The 18,269-nt window shown below is 64.4% G+C and carries 18 protein-coding genes; all 18 read right to left on the bottom strand.

The features are described 5' to 3' along the window. Positions 1-280 precede the first annotated feature (280 nt). Positions 281-484, bottom strand: a complete 204-nt coding sequence (locus GPA27_RS29495) for a transposase (RefSeq protein ID WP_198149585.1) — start codon at positions 482-484, stop codon at positions 281-283. Beyond that, positions 468-926, bottom strand: a complete 459-nt coding sequence (locus tag GPA27_RS15185) for a transposase (protein WP_198149586.1) — start codon at positions 924-926, stop codon at positions 468-470. Before GPA27_RS15185 ends, GPA27_RS29495 begins: the two co-directional genes overlap by 17 nt. Before the next feature lie 291 nt (positions 927-1,217). Next, entirely contained in the window at positions 1,218-1,436 is a 219-nt protein-coding gene (locus tag GPA27_RS15180) for a hypothetical protein (RefSeq protein ID WP_050417956.1), read from the bottom strand. Between the two features lie 95 nt (positions 1,437-1,531). Further along, positions 1,532-2,281 (bottom strand): TIGR03747 family integrating conjugative element membrane protein, encoded by a 750-nt coding sequence (locus tag GPA27_RS15175; protein WP_050417957.1) that lies wholly within the window; start codon positions 2,279-2,281, stop codon positions 1,532-1,534. Continuing rightward, complete coding sequence (traD, locus tag GPA27_RS15170) at positions 2,278-4,434, bottom strand: type IV conjugative transfer system coupling protein TraD (protein WP_050417958.1); 2,157 nt, start codon at positions 4,432-4,434, stop codon at positions 2,278-2,280. Before traD ends, GPA27_RS15175 begins: the two co-directional genes overlap by 4 nt. Before the next feature lie 24 nt (positions 4,435-4,458). After that, a complete protein-coding gene (locus GPA27_RS15165; protein ID WP_050417959.1) occupies positions 4,459-4,995 on the bottom strand; it encodes an integrating conjugative element protein in 537 nt (178 codons plus the stop codon). Then, the gene (locus GPA27_RS15160; protein WP_050417960.1) at positions 4,992-5,579 is read right to left on the bottom strand and encodes a lysozyme family protein; all 588 of its coding nucleotides are present in this window, start codon (positions 5,577-5,579) and stop codon (positions 4,992-4,994) included. The genes GPA27_RS15165 and GPA27_RS15160 overlap by 4 nt, the downstream gene beginning before the upstream one ends. Further along, a complete protein-coding gene (locus GPA27_RS15155; protein ID WP_050417961.1) occupies positions 5,564-6,289 on the bottom strand; it encodes a TIGR03759 family integrating conjugative element protein in 726 nt (241 codons plus the stop codon). Before GPA27_RS15155 ends, GPA27_RS15160 begins: the two co-directional genes overlap by 16 nt. A gap of 9 nt (positions 6,290-6,298) precedes the next feature. Continuing rightward, the gene (locus GPA27_RS15150) at positions 6,299-6,958 is read right to left on the bottom strand and encodes a hypothetical protein (protein ID WP_050417962.1); all 660 of its coding nucleotides are present in this window, start codon (positions 6,956-6,958) and stop codon (positions 6,299-6,301) included. Next, a complete protein-coding gene (gene pilL2, locus GPA27_RS15145) occupies positions 6,955-7,374 on the bottom strand; it encodes a PFGI-1 class ICE element type IV pilus protein PilL2 (protein ID WP_444541841.1) in 420 nt (139 codons plus the stop codon). The genes GPA27_RS15150 and pilL2 overlap by 4 nt, the downstream gene beginning before the upstream one ends. Positions 7,375-7,876: 502 nt before the next feature. Next, positions 7,877-8,191, bottom strand: coding sequence for an integration host factor subunit beta (locus GPA27_RS15140; protein WP_050417964.1), 315 nt, complete (start codon positions 8,189-8,191; stop codon positions 7,877-7,879). Positions 8,192-8,356: 165 nt separating this feature from the next. Beyond that, positions 8,357-10,630, bottom strand: a complete 2,274-nt coding sequence (locus GPA27_RS15135) for a helicase-related protein (protein ID WP_050417965.1) — start codon at positions 10,628-10,630, stop codon at positions 8,357-8,359. Positions 10,631-10,728: 98 nt separating this feature from the next. Next, positions 10,729-11,034, bottom strand: a complete 306-nt coding sequence (locus GPA27_RS15130; RefSeq protein ID WP_050417966.1) for a hypothetical protein — start codon at positions 11,032-11,034, stop codon at positions 10,729-10,731. A 101-nt stretch (positions 11,035-11,135) separates the two neighbouring features. Next, complete coding sequence (locus GPA27_RS15125) at positions 11,136-12,245, bottom strand: DUF6094 domain-containing protein (RefSeq protein WP_050417967.1); 1,110 nt, start codon at positions 12,243-12,245, stop codon at positions 11,136-11,138. A gap of 67 nt (positions 12,246-12,312) precedes the next feature. Further along, entirely contained in the window at positions 12,313-12,969 is a 657-nt protein-coding gene (locus GPA27_RS15120) for a hypothetical protein (protein ID WP_050417968.1), read from the bottom strand. Positions 12,970-13,634: 665 nt separating this feature from the next. Further along, entirely contained in the window at positions 13,635-14,804 is a 1,170-nt protein-coding gene (locus GPA27_RS15115; protein ID WP_050417970.1) for a patatin-like phospholipase family protein, read from the bottom strand. Beyond that, positions 14,801-17,086, bottom strand: coding sequence for an anti-phage 6A-MBL system cap2_3 protein (gene cap2-3, locus GPA27_RS15110; protein ID WP_050417971.1), 2,286 nt, complete (start codon positions 17,084-17,086; stop codon positions 14,801-14,803). Before cap2-3 ends, GPA27_RS15115 begins: the two co-directional genes overlap by 4 nt. Further along, positions 17,074-18,240: an anti-phage 6A-MBL system MBL-fold protein gene (mblB, locus tag GPA27_RS15105; RefSeq protein WP_050417972.1), complete on the bottom strand. Its 1,167-nt coding sequence runs from the start codon at positions 18,238-18,240 to the stop codon at positions 17,074-17,076. Before mblB ends, cap2-3 begins: the two co-directional genes overlap by 13 nt. Positions 18,241-18,269 lie beyond the last annotated feature (29 nt).

Below are 18,269 nucleotides of genomic sequence, written 5' to 3'. Positions count from 1 at the left end.
GCCAGTCCTGCACCGACGGCGGCAGCAGGTAGTCCGTTTGGCGGTCGATCGGGCGGAAGCGGCTCACGCAGTCAGGCTCCAAGGGTGACACGGCATTTTACCGGGCGATAGTCCGACAGGCTGCTAGGGAACCTCTTATATGGACGCCTCCCAGAGTGACAAGTGATTCTTGCGCCTGGCAGTCAAGGTAAGGATGCAGTCTTATATCCGGCCTGTCTGTGCAAGCTGTAAGCCTGCTGGCCCTGATGGAATCCGCTGACGGGGGCCTCATCTGATTCCCTCATTGCGCATACCCGTGGTGCGCCAGTTTCTCGATGTTGTGCACCAGACAGTAAAGCTTCCATTGCCCGTCGACGCGGGAGCGCCCGCGCAGCGTGAACCGGTGCAGGCGCTTGTTGTTTCTCAGCGCGCTTGACGGCTGCTTCCATTTTGCCCGCCTCGCGTTCGAAGTCCGTGCGGGTGCCGCTCTACGTCTTGCTCGCATTCGCGGGGAACTTCACCCCGTCGATGGCGAAGAGCTCCCGCCCGATGAGCCCTTGGCGATCGCAGATCATCAGTACTTGGGTGAAGACCCTGGCGACCTCGTCGCCCAGCTCGGCGATGAAGGCGGCGATGGTCGTGAAATGCGGGGCGCTGTCTCCCGACACCGCCATGAAGAGCACGTTGTGGCGGCAGGCCGCGGCGATCGCGCGCGAGCTCACCAACCCGCGCGAGTAGCCGAGCAGAACGATCTTGAGAAGCACCGCGGGGGAGAAGGCCGGGGCGCCGGCGGCGTCGTTGCGGTAGCGTGCCGCCAGCCCCGCCAGATCGAGCTCGTGATCCACCAGATGACACAGCGCGTGCTCGAAGCTGCCCGGAATGACTTGCCGGTCGAAGTCCACCGGGATCATCTTCAGCCCGTAGTCGGGTGTCTTGAAGCGGGGCATCGGTCAGCTCCGGGAGAGGATGAGCAATTATCCCAGAGGCATCATGTACCGCGCGGCGGGAGTGGGTTTTTCTACAGCCTCAACGCACGACTACATGCGCCACGGCACACGTGTCGGCGCGCATCCAAAATTACCCCCGTGCGCGTTAAATTTTACCCAGGGGCTTTAGCCACGCGTCATTGTACGAACTGCTTTTCAGTGAAGCCCAACGGACCGGTTTTTTTTGTTCCGCTGATCGGTCTGTCAGCGTGCGCGGAGGGAACCCGCGCAGGGCGTAGCGATCGGCGGTGGTCATGGTGTTTTGGTCCTGTTCTTGGTGCGCTTTGCGCTGAGGGAAGCCTCAGCCGCTTCGTCTGATGGCGTGCGCTCGATAATGATGGCCTTGGTAGTGGCGTCGAAGTACAAATCCACTGAATCGCCCTCCTGGATGCCGGCATTGCGCAGCAACGCTTCGGTGAGGGCAATCCTTCCCATTTTCTGTACTTTTTTCGTACGGAAATGAATCTTCATGAAGTACCCACCTGAGCGGAAGCTAGTCTTGAATCTGGGTGATATTAGCCCAAGGATGCCCTCCGCCGATACAAGGCATGAGTACTATATATGATCTATAGGTACTTCTTGAACGTTGCCGCCGCGATGCACACGGCCACGCTGAGCAGCGCAGCGCTGGGCAGCAAGATCGGCAGCGGATTCACGCTCACCGGCAGAGCGAGGTAGACCACCCACGGCAGCACGGCCAGCGGCATCAGCGCAGCCTTCGCTCGGTGATAGACAAAGCCGGATTCCCGCCCAGCACCGAACTTGCGGATGTCGCGCCGCACCAGCCCTTCGACCAGGCCGACGAAAGCCGCGAGCAAGAGCAGCGGCAGCGTCAGCACAAGGACCAGCAGCCGGAGGATGAAGGTCAGCGTGGTGAAGGCGGCAGCGATCAAGTAGCCCTCGGTCCAGACGTAGGCCCGGCTGAGGTAGTAGCGGAAGTCGCGGCCGCTGCTCCGGCTAGGAGCACTGGCCTGGGCCGAGGCGTCGCGTATCCAATCGAGCAATCCGCTCTTCACGAACAGCCAGTCGTAGCCCTGCTCGACCAGCCGGTGCGCGGTGCGCCCCGGCTCATCCACCAGCGCGCTGCGCGTGAAATGCGTGGAGAGCTGATCCAACTCGTAGTGCAGCATGCCCTGTGCGTGGCGCCAGCCCTGATCGGGCCAGAAGAAGTGCATGCCGACGCACTCGATCAGGATGCACAGCAGCAGCGCGCCGCACAGCACGCCGAAGAAGCGGAACGGCAGCGTGACCAGGCCGGCGATCAGCCCCTGCTGTCGTTGCTGCTGGCGCTGTGCCGCGACGGCCGGATCGCTCATGCTTCGGCCTCTTCAGCGGCGGCCATCTGCCTGAAGTCGTCCAGCAGGTCATCTGGCAGCGCCTTGTCCTGCGGGCCTGAGATGCCCTGGCTTTCCCACCAGTCGCCGGCCTCGACGTAATGCTGCCGCATGTAGCCGGCCAGCTCCTGCAGATCCTTTGGCATTACCTCGTCGGGGTCGGGCGCCGGCAGCGGCATGCGGACTTTCCAGAGGTTTCCGCCCTCGATCAGCGCGAAGCACTGCCCCTTGGGCAGGCCCACCACATGCGCTGGCTCGATCAGCGGCACGCTGTTGCTGCTGATTCGGTCCTGCGTGTTGGACGTGAACGCGGTATTGCCGTGCGGATCGGAGCTGTCGGTGGCGCCGCTCATCAGTGCCGTAGCGTACACCTCGACCTTGGGCAGTTGTCGCGTCAGCAGCTCGGCGGTGGCGGTCTCGCGCACACGCAGCATGAACAGGTTGTTGAAGTTGCCAACCACCTGGCCGGCCTTGGCGCGGTTGCCGATGCGCGCCTCGATGTCGCTCAAGGTCTGCGTGTAAGCCGTCACCTGCACGCCGGCACCGCCGCCCTTGTTGACCATCGGAATGAACTCGTCGCCCATGAGTTCATTGAATTCGTCGGCATGGACGTTGATCGGAATCTTGGCGCTCACTGCGGCGCCGGGCAGCCCATCGTCGATGCCGAACTTGTAGATGTGGCCGGCGACCGAGACCAGATCGCTGAACATCGAGTTGCCCACCGCCGCCGCGACTTCGGCGTCGGACAGCGCATCCAGTCCCACGTAAACCACCGCGCGCTTGCGGATGATCTGCATCCAGTCGAAGATCGGCCGCGGGTCTTCGAGATCCGAGTAGTTCGGGGCGAGCAGTTGCGCGATCTTGCCGGTGGTGAGCTTCTCCAGCAGCGGCAGCAGGCTCGCGACGATCTTGTCGAAGTAGGTGCGGTCATAGCGCACCGCGCTGCGCAGGCCATCGAGCACGGGGTCGTAGATGCGCACTTGGGAGAGGTACTGCTCCAGTGCCACGACGCGCTTCTCGCGGCCGATCATGTTGCGCGGAATGTTCTTGTCGTTCAACCGCGCTTCGAGCTGGACGATGACCTCCCAGGCCTTCGGTTCGTTCTTCTCGAAGTAGTGCTGGGCGTACTCGATGAATAGCGCATCGATGTTGATGACGTGACGCTGGATCAGCAGGTAGTCGGGGCGCTGCCCCAGTTCCACCAAGGCACGCGCGATGATGTTGACGAAGCGCCAGGCAAACTCGCGGAACGCGGCGCTGTTGCCCTCGCCCGAGAGCTGGCCCGCGATACGGGTGGCGACCTCGGAGATGCGGCCGAAGCGCCCCACGGCGTTGTAGCGCGCCGAGATGTCCGGCCAGCCCAGATGGAAGACGTAGAACTCGCCCTCGCGTCCGGCACGCCTGGCCTCCACGTACATGCGCTTGAGCAGGTCGGCGTCGCCCTTGGGGTCGAAGACAATCACGACCTCGTGCTGGCCATTGACCTTGCGCCGGATGTCCTGGGTAATGAACAGCTCGGCCAGGCGAGTCTTGCCCACCCTCGTGGTGCCCAGCACCAGCGAATGCCCGACCCGTTCGCCCAGCGGCAAGGTGACGTCGACCTCGTGCGGCTCGATGCCGTGCAGGCGTGGCAGTCCGCCAACAGGCGGCAGGGGCCGTGTCGGATTGAGCGGGCTGTCCCAGGCCAATGTCTTCGCCAGCTTCGAGATCGGGAACGGCGCGAACTCCAGCCGTTCCTCGATTCGCCGCGCCGCCCGATAGATTGCCGTCGGCTCCACGTAGCGGCGGAACTCCGGCCGGTAGGTTTGCATGAGTCGGTGCGTATGGCGCTGATCCCACCGAAAACCCCGGCCGATGAACAACCGCTGTTGGCTCACCGGAACGTCGCGGCTGGTCATCACGTAGCGCGGCAGGCGGCGGATGTTGCGCCGATAGCGCAAGATGGCCCAGGCATCGCGCAGGCGGATCACGCCGAAGGTGAGGAACGCCAGCGCGCTACCGAGGCCCAGCAAGGGGCTCAACGCGAGCGACCACGGCGCCACCAGGCACAAAAGCGCGGCGCCGGCACAAACCGCGACGGTGTACAGCTCCACCGCTGGCCGCAGCAACACCTCGACGGTCTGGGACTGAGCCATGGCGGGCGCTTCACCTTAGCCACTTCAGGGTTCGATGCCGGTGGAGGTGATCAGCACCGGGTAGTGACGGATGCCCAGCCGCTGGGCCAAGTCGTCGCCCGAGGCTGGCGACAGCGTAAGGCCCGGCGCGAGGCGGCGCAGCGCGGCCAGTGCCTCGGGCGAGGTCACATTGACTACCTGCCCCACCGCGCCCAGTTCCTGCAGCGCCGTCCGCCGCTGCTTGAGCCAAGTGCGCGAGCGGTCGTCGTCGCCGACCAGGAACAGCGGCGTCAGGCCCGGAGCGCGGACGACGCGGCGCGGTTCATCGCCCGGCGACAGCCGTGCCGAGCGCACCGGCAGCATGGCGGCCTCGACTTCGGCCGGGCTGCCGATGCGGGGTGCCGGCAGCGGCGCGGACGACTCGTCCGGGCCCGCATCCTGCGGATTCAATGCTTGGTAGTACGGCAGCGCAGAAGCGCCGCCGCGGTCCTCGACGACGATCAGCCGTTCGGTAGTCGATTGCGCCGTGGCGGTGGCAGCAGTGAACAGCCCCAGGGCAGTGGTGACGAGCATGCGGTTCATGGCGTGGTCGCTTTGGTGGTGAAAAGAGTCGTGCCCGGCCCCAGCACGCGGACGAGGTGCTGGTGGACGTTGCGGCGGTAGCGGGCGGCCGGTGCGCCGCCGGCAGGACGGTGGTAGCGCCCGATGGCTGCCAGCCAGTCCTCGCCCTCGACGTACTGCTCCTTGAGGATTTCAGCGGCGATCGCGAGATTCCGGTATGGGTCGAGCAGCTCGCAGGGATGGCTGTAGCGGTGCGCCTGGTAGCCGAGATTGACCTGCCCGAGGCCGGCGTCGATCCGGCTGGCCGGGGTGTGGGCGAGCGCCCTGCGCAGGCCGGCGCAGGTCTGGGCCCGCGTGGCGTAGCGCTCGGGCCTGCCGGCGACATTGAGCGTCCACGGCCAGGGAATCAGGCGGCCGCGCAGCCGGGTGCCGCTCTCCTGCAAGGCCACCGCGTACAGCACTGGCGACGGCACGCCCGCTTGCTGCGCGGCGATCTGGTAGGCCGGCGGTGGCACTTCCTGCGCGGAAGCAGCCGATGCCCAGACGCAGGCGCCGAGCAAGAGCGCGGCGCGCAACGCGGATGGCCGGCTTACTGCCGCTGCCATTGGCCGTTCACCTCGCGCACCACGGCCGGCAACTCGCCGGGCATGCCGAGGGACAGCCAGCGCCCGGCATCGTGGTTGAGCGTGATCGTGCGTGCGCGCACCCGGGCCGGGTCGATGCCGGCCAGGGTCGCCCACTGGCGAATGCGCGCATCGTCCTGGCGGCTGCCGACCATGTAGATATCGAAGGCCGTGCCCGCCGCCTGCAACTGGCGCACGCGCTGGTCGCACGGCGCGCAGTCGGCCTTGACGAAGACGGCCAGGCGGCCCGAGCCCTTGTTCCCGGCGCTGGGCACCTGTGCGCCCTGCAGGTTGACGCGCAACTGGCCCGGATAGAGTCGCTTCCAGGCCGCGTCGTAGGCCCGCTGGTAGGCCAGCGTCTTGTTCACGCGCCGCGACTCGGCCTGCACCTGCAGCTCCGCGTAGCGGTTGCGCTCCTCGTCGCTGCGCGCCTCGATGCCCAGGGCCGTGAGCGGGTCGAGGTTGGGGGAATAGACGCCGAGTGGTCCCTGCATCAGCTCCCGGTAGCGCGCCCAGTCTTCGGCACTCAGCCCCCAGTCGCGGCCCAACAGCTCGTCACTATGGACGGTCACCACCGGCCGCTCGCGGCCGGGGACGGTGTCCGACGTGGCGGTGTGCTGGGCAACCGCGACCGGGGTCGAGCCAGTGAGAAGCGCGACGGTCAAGAGGGTGACGGTCCCGTACTGCTTCACTTGCCCCTCCTATCGCTCGGGTACGGTCAGGCGGCGGACCTCGTCGCCGTGTCGGAAGACGGCGATGCCGTGCTCGATCACTTCGAGCTGCCAGCCGGCCTCGGTTTCACCAGCTCGCAGCAGACGGGCCGGTGCGAGCGCAGCCGCATCAGCAGGCAGGATCGACAGGAAGCGTTCGCCCGCACGCAACTCGACGCCGATCACCCGGAACGCGGGCTCAATGGGCCGGGGCTTTGCCGGCGCGAATACGGGGGGACGGGAAGCGGCCATCGGTGCCGACCGGACGGTGGCAAGGCGTACTTCCACCCGTTCGATGCGGGTCTGCAAGGACTGCAGATCGGTGGTTGGCAGATCGTCGAGTGCCTGTTCGAGCGCTGCTAGCCGTTGATCCAGCACCAGGCGCTCGGATTCGTAACGTACCAAGGGCAGTGCAGCCGGCCCTTTGCGGTGCTGCTCGAGTTCCCGGGCGAGTTCGGCCAGTCGCGCTTCCAATACGGCGATCTGCATGCCAGGCACGCGGTCTTCGGCCTCTTCGGCCTCTTCGGTCAGTGTCGACAGGACGACGTGGTCGATCACGACTGCGACGCTGATGAGTAGCAGCCAGGTGGCCGCGGCCACGTGCAGCAGGGTGGTGCGACGCGACCGTTCGGTGTACGGTATCCTTGTCATGGCTGCGCCTCCTCGCTAAGCGGGAATGTCTCGGCCGGGGTGTCGGCATCTCCAGCGGGAGAAGGTAGTGGCCTGACCGGCTCGGCAGGCATTGCGACCGGCGTGAAACACACCACGCGCGCAGCCTCGTCGGCGTGCAGGTTCCAGGCCGGACCGGTGAGGGTCAGCAGGGCATCGCGCAACACCATCGGCCCGAGCCGGTAGTGCGCCGCCGGCAGCGGAAGGGCATCGATGGCATCGGTTTCGGGGCCGCTGCAGAGTTGGAAGCCCGAGCGTTGCAGCACGTGGCGCAGCGCGTCGCCGACCGTCGCGTGCAGGGTGTCGGGCAGGGTCACGTCGATCACCTGCAGCAGCAGATCCCGCTGGGCCTCCGTCGGCTTGAGTTCGACCAGGGTGTAGCGGCCGTAGCGGACCACTGGGATGTATTGCGGCGGTGAGCTTGCAGGTTCGACTGCCCGGGATGAAGCGGCTGGCGGGGAAGACGGCGCGGTCGTCGCGCAGCCGGCCACCAGGGAGGCGGTCAGCGCCAGGCAACCGCAGGCTGTCCGGCAATACGGGCGGGCTGATGGCATGGATCGGCTCTCTGCGATGTGGAGCCGATACCATCGCCATCCTGGGATGCTGCATCAGCAAACAATGGGAATCGCCGCCTTGCCGATTCCTGGGGGAACGGTCTGCCCGCTGGTCAATAAAGCGTCACAGCGTCCAGATGCCTGAACGCCGGGTGGTGATCGAGTTATCGAGAGGGTTATCCACAGTTTTTGTGGAAAACCGAAGGGCCACGTTCGGGTACGCGTGCGCTCGGGGCGTTTTGGGGATACCTGAGGGGGATACCTGAGCTTTCTTGCTCCGCACACTCGGGCAGTCGCAATGTACCGCGTCGTCGGCCCGTTGCGCTACCGATGCCGGCAGTCCCGTTCAGGCGGCTTTCTTGCGGACGGCTGCCGGCACGGGGGCAACATCCACTCGGTCCCGCAACTCCTTGCCCGACTTGAAATGCGGCACGTATTTCCCGGGGACATGCACCGTCTCGCCGGACTTCGGGTTGCGGCCTACGCGTGGCGGCCGGTAGTTCAGCGAAAAGCTGCCGAAGCCGCGAATCTCGATTCGGCCGCCATGGGTGAGCGCATCGGTCATGGCGCCGAAGATCACCTTCACCGCCTCTTCCGCATCCCGTGCGACAAACTGCGGGAAGCGCTGTGCGAGACGGTCGATGAGTTCTGATTTCGTCATCCGCCGATTATATCAATCGAAACAGCAACTTCACGCTCGAGCAAAATACCGTGCTTGGGACCGACCCCGGAACACGTGGGGGCGATTGGCCATGGCTCCATCTTTACGATGGGGCACGGGAGAAAAATACGGCGACCCACTGGGCCGCCGGCACGTGTCAGAAAATCACGCCGCAACCAGTTGCCTGGCGAGCGCGACTTCGACGGAGTCACCGTCCTGGTTGAGGACATCCAAGCCCGACTCGGGCACGTCGCCCGAGGTGCTTTGCGAGACCATGATCTTCTTGGCCATCAGCCCCAGGCAGGTCATCTGCGAGGAGTTGGCGTAGCCGAGGTAGATCACGCGCACCGGCTGCTTCTGGCCGATGCGCCATGAGCGCCGCGCGGCCTGCTGCAGCGAATACACGTTGTAGCCCGACTGCATGAACACGATGGTCGGGAACTCCAACAGGTCCAGGCCGGTTTTGACCAGCTCGGGATTGGTGATGAGCACGTCGATGCCGCGGTCCAACTGCTCGGCGATCCAGTCCTCGCGGCGGGAGGCATCCACGCTTGCGCGCAGCACCGCCACCTTGAAACCTTCCTGCTCCAGCAGCACCTTCAGGCGCGACGTGGTATCGCGTGTGCCCGTGTAGACGGAATAGACGAGGGTCTTGCGACCCGCTGCCTTCTCCTGCTTGCAGATCTCGATCAGCTCGCGCTCCTTGGGCATCACCTCCAGCTCGTTGAACTGAGCCGGGACGAAGGCCAGGGTGTGGCGCGTGCGCGGATGCACCACGGTTTCCGACCGGAAGCAGCAATCCGGCCAGGCCAGCAGCACGTTGAGGACCACGCCGAGCAGTGTCGTGTCGCGTTTGGCCAGGGCCTGCTTCAGCTCCTGGGTCAGGCGACCCGCCAGATCGCGGTAGGCTGCGGCCTGCGCCGTATCCATCGCGACTTCGCGGAACTCCTCGTCGTAGGGCGGCAACACGTTGCCACCGATGTCCTTGAGCTTGAGGAAGACGGTGAACGGCAGGACGCAACGCAGCACGCCCTTCGGACCGAAGCCCGGCGCCTTGACCGTGCGCACCGATACCTTGGTGCCCTTGGCCGTCTTGTGCGCCGTACCCGTGCTCTCGGAATAGATGTCCTTGAGGACACCGTGATCGCGCATAAATGCCATCGCAGCCGAGGTCATGCTGCCGCTCTTCGTCGGCCGGTAGCCGTCTTCGATTATCCGCCCCGGCAGGGCTCGGAACAGCAGGTGGAACAGGTCGTCGCCGTAGCCGCCCATCAGCGTGCCGGTGAGTAGCAAGGTCTTGCGCGACTTTGCCGCGAGCACGCCCATGGCCTGGCCCTGGGCGCTTCCGCCGTTCTTGTACTCGTGCGCCTCGTCGGCGATGAGCAGGTCGAACGTGCCTTGCGGCAGGTAGCGTTTGATGTACTCGGACGGCTGGTAGCCGCCCTCGCCGAAGCCAAACTCCATGTTCGCCATCGCGCGCTCCATGCGGTGCGCCTGACGATCCGAGAAGACCAGCTCACCCCGGTCGTCCATCAGGTTGATGAACTCGTGGATGTTGTCGCCCAGCATCGAGGCCAGGAAGGCGTCACCGAACTTCTGCATCAGCTTCTGCGCGGTGACTTCCCCAATGGTCGGGATGCGCTTCAGGGCCTTGAGCACGGCGGAGGACTGGTCACCGGCGGACAGGCTCCTCGGGCGGATCAGCGTCCACAGCGGTGCGGCGCAGTGGCTGCACTTCCTGCGGTACTCCTCGGCTTCCAGCTCGACCGGGTTGACCGGCTCGCCGTCGAGGTCGGTGATGACATGGCCGCAGTCCGGGCACGCCGCCACGTCGCCGTGGCGGGTGCGATGCCGGGTGAAGACGGGTTTCCAGTGGAACCCCATCCGCATCCGCACGCGGCCCAGGACGAAAAACTCCTGACCCCATGCCGGCACACCCAACTGCTCGCGCAGCTTGATGAGCTTGAGCAGGGTGTCCGGGCCGTTGAGCACCCAGACCTTGGCACCGGCCACCGTCTCCTGGATTTCGCGCCGCCACTTGTAGACCAGGTGGGGTGGCGAGAGCACCAGGGTACGGCGGTAGCCTTCGGCGTTGAGCACAGCAGCCGTGGCGATGCCGACGGTCGTCTTGCCGCATCCCATCTCGCCGTTGACGATCGCGGCACGTTCGCCGCGGTCGACCAACAGTTCGGAAACCGCATGGACCACGTCGGCCTGCGCCTGGAACAGCTTGCGCTTGAGGCTTGCGAGAACGATCTGCCGATGCGCCCGTGGCTGGCCGGTGTAGACCGGCGGATTGGCGCGGTTGAGGGAATCCAGCAGTTCGTCGCCGAACTCGGAAACGAAGTCCTGCAGGCTCAGCGTGAGGGGAGAAGCCGCTGCTTCGAGCAGGTCGCCCTGTGCAGCGGTTTCGGGAACGGTTTCAAGATCGACGGACATGGTGATGCTCCAAGGTGAAGGGGCAGGCACCTCCCCCACGGGGCGATGACATGCCCCAGGGTGGGAAGAAAGGAACGGCGCAAGGCCGTCGAGGTGGATCAGTACTCGCTGGGCAACAGCAGCGTGGTGACGCTGCGATCCCATTCGGTGATGATCCAGAGCTTCAGGTCGGGCGTGACCTGGTAGGACGAGAACAGACGATCGTCGCCGGACTTCAGGGCGGCGTCGTTCAGCCGCCGATCGTCGTCGCTCAGGTCGCCCCAGTCGCCATGAAGATGGCGGCGCAGGTACGGCACGGGGTTGAGCCGGCCCTGCCGGACCAGTTCATCGACGCCGATGGTCATGACAACCTGACCGGGCGAGAAACGTGTTTGTGACGTGAGGTTGAGGACTGCGAGTGCCATGGTGGTATCTCCTTCTGGAAGAAGGGGCCACGACACCCCATCGGGGCGACATGAGCCCGGTGGGTGGATGAAAGCGACGGCGAACCGTCAGGGAACAACGATCAGCGGATGGTCAGCACCTCGCCCCGCGTCGGGGAGCCTGGCGTCATGTCCCAGGCGCGGATGACCGGCACGAACTTGTCGGTGAGGATGCGCGTCTCGGCCACGGAGCCGTCGTCGCGTTCGGTGTATTCCGTCTGGAGAGTTTTCTCCTTGTGGGTATCACCTTTGACGACGAGCACCCGCCCGGTTCTGGACCTCACCACGCCGGAGATCGCGCCCGCGGCCAAGGCCAGGGCGAGATGCCAGTGTGACAAAGCCCGCGCCGGTGGCCGCAGCGATTGCTGTGCGGCACCCAGGTGCGTATCGAGCGCCGGCCAGAGTCCTTGCAGCCGGTCGACTTCGTCGGCGAACTGCTCGGGTTCCATCGTCACGCGATAGAAGTGCTCCGGTTCGGCCGGGCTGGCGGGGAGCATGTAGGGCAGGAACGGCCATTCCCGCGGCAGCTCCTCGGCTTCGACGTCGCCCTGCCCGATCTGCAGCAGCAGGCCGCGCACGGCTTTGACCGAATCCGATGCCTGGTCGCGCTGGCGAACCCGGCGGCCGAAGACCACCACCTGCTTGAACTGCGTCTCCACCGCACGGTAGATGCGCAGGTCGGCGAAGTGGCGCATCAGCCATCCGACCAGCTCGGCGTCGAGCACGTAGGACGGCACGATGAAGATCAGCACGCCGCCGTACTGCAGCAGCGGCAGCGCGCGCTGGTAGAACAGTTTCTCCAGCCTGGCGCGGCCCTGGCCCTGGTAGCCGATGTTGCCGTTGGCGTCCTTACTCAGGTCGCCATAGGGCGGGTTCAGCCACAGCAGGCCAAAGGTCTGGCGTGAGATCAGCGTGTCCATTAGGTCGCCGTGGATACAGCGATCGACGAGTCCGCGTGCGTGGGCCGCACGCCCGGCGTCGTACTCGACGGCGAAGGCCTTGACCTGCTCGCGCCCGAGGGCGTGCGCGGCTTCGGCGATCGCCACGCCTTCGCCGGCGCAGGGATCGAGGATGCACATCGGGCCGTCGGCGGGAGCCAGTGCGGCGAGCGCTCTTTCGAGTGTGGGTTCATCGGTGGGGAAGTACCCGTTCTTCACGAAATTGCGGGCGAGCCGCGGGAACATGAGTGCCATGGGAATCTCCTTGGCATGTCGATGAAGGGAAGCGGACATGCGCGTGGGCATGTCCGGTGCGAAGACCTCAGGCCACCGCTTCGAGCGATAGGTCAGAGGTGATCGGGTACCCGGAGTCCTCTGTGGTGAGCACGTTGCTACGGATCAGCCCGCCCAGCGCCAGGGTCAGCGCCGGTACGTCAATGGCGAGGCGATGGCCTTCCAGTGGCCCGAGGGCGAGCGGAAGGCGGGTCAGCATCGACCGCGCCTGCAGCAACTCCAGCACGATGTCGCGCCAGTGATCGAGCAGCGGCAGCGGGCAGGTATCCCGCACCAACGACCACAGCCGGTCGAGCCGGTGTGCGGACTCGCGCGGCAGAAGCGCCAGCGCGCTGGCGTTGGCCTTGTCAGGCCTCACGGCGCGATGGTCGAACAGCCACACGTTCGTCAGCGCACCGAACAGCGTACGGCGGTAAGCGCGGGTGATGCGCTTCTCCAGGTTGTCGACGTTGCCGACGAAGACCGGAAGCGCGCCGCCCTGCTCGGTGACGACGTGGAACTGGTCCAGCCCCTGCTCGTCGCGCCCGAGGGTCAAGCGAGCCAGGAACTCCTGGACGGCGGTGTCGCGCGCCCAGACGGACAGGAAGACTAGGTTGCCGTGTTCGTCACCCACGCAGCCGTCGGCCATGAGGTCGGGGCATTCGTCGATGCGATACAGCGTCTTGGAAGAATGGGTGGCAGGCATGGTGTTGTCCTCGAAGAGATCGGAGACAGCACGGCCCTTGGGGCAGTCGCTGCCCCAAGGGGTGGAAGAAAGCGCCGGGAACGGCTTGGCGAAGAAGAACGACCTGCGCGTCGCAACGCGTCGTAACCTTGAAGGTCTTGGCTACCTCGGCATGTTGTCGGCATCGCCGACGGACATAGCAGTAGAGTGCTTCAGGTGACCGACGGGCGGGCGCAAAAAACCGTTGTGCTGCACACCCCTGTTTGCCCGAGTAGTTCCTACTGTGGGGGGACCTGCCGACTAATCCTAACTCCAGACTGTGGGGTTCGAGATGCGACGAGTATGAAGGGATAAAAGCAGAGTCCGACCACTATGCGGACGTTTCGAGTCTGAGCTGCTTCCAGACATTTGGGAGTACCGGTTCTCCTTATTTGCGTAGCTCAGCAGGGCCAGAGTCCTCGCTAGCTAGACACCGCACCGCCTCCAAAGCAGCAGAGAAGATTGGTCAGCGCCGAGACTCTCAGAGCGTTATCGGAATGGGACCGTCGTAGCCAGCACTTACAACATTCTGGTTCGAGTTGGCGACCGCCGGGGACACTTGGACAAGGGTCAGCGTCCACGCATTTCGGACCTCGGGTTCGTGCTCGCCCTCCCGGCCCGCGGATCCGCGCCCCCCTCATCGTCACTCAAAGTTCGGGCGCATAGGTATCCACAAGGCAGCGAGTCAGCTGCTCGCCCCGCTTGCTGAGCTTTTCGATGTTCCCCTTCGACATTGGGTTGAAATTCGTCGGGTAGTCGATAACCTGATCACGACTGACCAGGTCGGCAGGCCGGACCGGCAGCGCGCTATCCCGCTGGCCGAGATACGGCATGAGAAACCCCTGAATCTCCCCGCTGGCCGCCATCCGGTGGAGGAGACTCTGTGTCAGCGTCTGCGTCCGCCGGTGGATAGTGATGACCGTCGCCAGCATCCGCGACATCCAGAATGTCGGCCGCCTCGCCCCAGACGGCATCCCCTGGCCGGCATCACACGCAATGATGAAGTCCACCGGGAACACATTGGTACTGAACTCGCTTGAGCGCCCAGGTAGCATGCAGGACACACCAAGATTGTCGTAAACACCCCCGTCCGTGACGATGACGCGATGCTTCGTTTCGACACCGTTCTTGGTGAATGTCAGGTAGTGATCGAGCGCGGGCAGGAATGCAGGGAATGCCGCGGAAGCGGCAACCGCGGTGGCGACGTGCGGGGTATCGGTCAGCCTGCCGAACCGCCAACATCCGCTCTCAACGGAGCCATAGCGGAATGCCGTCTCGGTACGGAGCTCGGCCGCATTGATGACAACCGAGAGCTCTCGGCGCCCGACAGCATCCATGCGCCGGTCGCCGAAGTAGCAACGAACGAGGTGGCGCTCGAAAGCCGTCGTGAAGCTCGCAAACCGTGGGGCAAAGTCGAGGATCTGCTCGGCGATCGTTACTAGCCACTTAGGCCGTAGCTTTACGAGGCTCAGCAACCATCCCGTGAGCTGGAGAGTCCGCGCCAGAACGGCAGCCGGGCCGGCGAGGATCGTGGCGACCACAATCTTAGGCAGTTCGAACGACAAGAGCGTCTCGCGGGCAATTCCCCACACCATGCCGCGCGAGAGCGCCGCCTCGACTCGACGCGCAAAAGCTTCGAATGGTTCATCGCTGTAGGCATAGAGCGCCGCGATGACACTGCCGCCCGAGACCCCCGAAAGCACAGCGACCTTGTCGAGAATTCCGCGGTCGTGAAGCGCACGCAGGCAACCCAGGTGAAAGGCGATGGCCCGAGATCCGCCACCCGAGAGGGCCAAGCCGATTCTCGAGGAGCTCATTGTTGCCCTCCATCCTCTTCCTCGTGCCGCGCAATGAAGACGAATTCGTTGCGCCGGTAGAGGTAGTAGTTTTCTTCGCGCCTCGTTGCGGCGTACCCTACGATGAGCATGACCACCTGGCGCGGCGGAAACTCCTGGAAGTGGAGCAGCTCCAGCATCGCATTGAGGTCGTCTTGGCTCGGCCGGCCGCGACTGATGGGGTGCGTATGCCAGATGCCGATGAAGCGGCTCGACTTCCCACTCGCCACCGATTTGAACGCGTTCAGTTCCTTCGTGCCGGCAGTCCCGCACAGAAACTGCATTTCAGTCGCGGTACTATCCGGCGGCGGCCCGCTGACACTATCGACCCAGATTACCTGATGAGCGTCGTCAACTTCACCGAAGATGAGGCCGCCAGTTTCGACCCTGTCGGAACGCGTGCGTGCGATGCGCCTCAATTCTGACGCCATATCGAGCGCGGCAACATCCGAGCGCAGCACAGCGTAGCCGTGCCTCTGCTCGCTATGACGAGCGTAGCCCTTGAACGTGTAGCTCAGGCGCCGCTTACTATCGTCCGCCCGCAACCACGATGCGGCGACGAGGTCCAGACTTGCCGCATCGGGCGCAAGGCTTTCGATGCGAGACAGACCGATGTTCAAGAGGCCCGCTGCGTGGTGGTCAATGTCGGCCGCCGAGCCGATGAACGTCGGCGCCGAGCAGCCTGGCTCCGGCTGAAACACCGTTACCGTCTCGCGCTCTGGCCAGAACGCCTTCGCCAGTGAATGGCCAGCATCCTTTGCTAACGCCTCTAATTTGGCCTGTCGCGCAATGTGATGCGGACCCCCACGGTACTGAGGCATCTTCACCAGCACCGATCCGTTTTCGGCCGCAGCACTGACCGACATCGACAGCATTGGAATCGGAAGGCTCTGTGCCTTCAATTCCTCTTCGATGCGATGGGTTGCGCTCGCTGACGCCGTGGCGTCTATGACCAAGTCCCATTCCTTGAAGTCGAAACGGGACAGCGCCTGATTGGCGAGGTTACCCTTGCCCACAGTGACCAAGCATTCAAGGCCAATGGCCTGCAAATGCGCTTGCAGCGCGGTGGCCTTTTCCGAGCCGATGTCGCTGTCCGCATAGCGCTGCCTGACGAGGATTCCAGGCTTCACTATGCCGTAGTCGACGAGATGCAGTTTGGCGGCGCCAGAGCGCAGAACCATCTCGGCCACCGCCGACCCCAGTGCTCCGCAACCGAGGAGCAGGACCCGTTTCTCAGAGAGGGCAGCGAGCAGCGTTCCGCCGTCTCGCCGGTTGACGATCTCAGGCCGGTCTTCGAGGACGTCGCACCACCTGACGCCTGCCTTAACCATCCACTTGACGAGCTCGTCTCGCGCGGCTTCGTCTTCCCCCTTGCTCCGCACCATGGCGCGGAGCGTCTTCAGCGTGTCCGGACCAATTTCCCAAACGGTCAGGTGCGGCTTAAGCGGCTCGCCGGCCGCCTTGCGCCGCATCGGAGCGCCAAGGACGAAATATGCGGGCTCCTCCTCTGAGCCGACCAGGGAGAAGAGTCTCAGGAGGGAGTACAGCAAGCCGAACGACAGCCCCGCGTTCTCGACGAGTTCGATGAGATCGTTGACCTTCGTCGGAAATTCGGTCGCGAGCGGCTTGTCGAATAGGATGGCGGCAGCGATCGGATGTCCAGGGTCGGTATCGCCCCAATCATCTAGCTTGGTCCACCCGACGAGGTCGAAGCGGTCACCCCTGACTTTGCGCAAGTCCGCACGCCCGATCCAAATCCCGTCGTCCGCCATTCCGGCAGGTGTATCAGCTCTGACGACGAACGTGGTCGAGGACGTGGTGTAGGCGACGGGCGGATGCAGAGGCGCATCATCAGGGTCCAGCTCGCCCTTTCCCGCCGCGCGCATCCACTGCTCTACCCGGTCAAAGAAGCCGAACATGCCATCGGACGGCTCGTACTCCGTCTCGCCCGATTGATAGAGGCAGATCGAACTGCCCCACTGAACGTGCGGCGTTCCGATGAACCGCGTGTGCTTGAAATAGATGTCGGGTTTCTTGAATGGGAAGTCCGGATGAACGTGCAGGCTTATTCGCTCACGGTCTCGAAATGCGAGACCGTTTCTGGTTCGGTAGTCCTTCGTTTCGAGCGATAGGTGGACCCAGACGTAGCCCTCCGATTTCGACTCGGCCGCTAATTCAAGAACCTCCAGAGCACCGTTCGAGTTGTCGGCGATATCGGCGAGTTGAAGAAGGGCGAGCTGCTGACCTCGACTCAGTTCGGGCATCCAAAACCTACCTTGGTCGAAGGCGTCGCGTCGCTTCCGCGGGCCGCGCTGACCGCCGCCGACAAGGCGCTCGTTCCCTTTTCCTGGCTCTTCGTCTCAGCGTAGTCGATGTCTGAACCGTCCACGGTGAACTTGAGCGGTTCCGCATGCCCGCCATCGTCGTGCGTGCAGACGAACCCGCCGGCCGCGAGCTCCTGATAACGGGCCTTCGCTTTGGCATGAGGCGGGTTGTCCCCGTCCTTGTTCGACGCGGGAATGCAATTCGCGCTGGCCACGACGTAACCCGCGCTGACCTGATATGCCCCTAGGTCGTCGAGGATGTCCTGTTTAAGGAGCTCCTTGCCGTCCTCGTCCTGGTACATCACGGACTTGCTGCAATGGTGAGGCGCGAGCAGCACCTGCCACCGCAGATTCTCCTCCTTCCCGTGCTCCTTGGTGACATCCAAGATCTTCCGGATGACGGGGTATTTGTGGTCGCCGAAGAGCAGCACCCCTCCCACTGAAGGGTCATCTCCGAGCACGACCTGCATAGCCAAGCTCGTGTCGTTCCGGTCCCCAACATCCTCGTCCGAGCCTTGCTTGAAGGGGCCGTGGATGAACGCGCGGAATTCGCCGGTCAGGTCTTCGCCATCGAGCGATTCCACGACGTCGCCAGGCACGCTAAAGAACTCGGACGGAAATCCCTGGTAGTGTTCTTCATCGAGCAGATCGTCCCAGCCGACGAGACGCACCCGGTTTCCAGCGCCAGGGTCGCCACCCGCCTCAACCGTGGCGGTTACGCGCCGGTGCGCTTCGTCGCGGAACGCCTTCGCATCGTCGCCGAGGCTGTCGGGGTCGTCGTCGTGTTCACGGAAGATGCGCGGGGAAAACCACAGCTCGCCGACCGTCACCCGCTCCAGCAGTTCTTCGAAGCCTTGAATGTGGTCCTTGTCAGGATGCGTGATGGCGAACGCCGAGAGGTAGGGCTTTCCATCCACCTTCGGCAGATGTTCCTCAAGGTAGTCGATGACCGGAGCGCAGTCCGTCTCCTCGTCTTCCGACTTCTGACTGTGTCGGAGGTCAACCTGGAACACGACCTCGTTCGGACGCACCACGAACGTCGTGCTGTCACCCGTGCCGACCGGCCAAAAATATACGCACTTCTCGTCGAACATCTCGTCCCCCCCATGTTCCAACGTAAGGC

It is taken from the genome of Aromatoleum toluolicum, from assembly GCF_012911005.2.
In the GTDB taxonomy this organism is placed as follows: Bacteria; Pseudomonadota; Gammaproteobacteria; order Burkholderiales; family Rhodocyclaceae; genus Aromatoleum; species Aromatoleum toluolicum.
The sequence above is the reverse complement of the archived record's forward strand: the minus strand, read 5'-3'. Positions and strand labels throughout refer to the sequence as shown.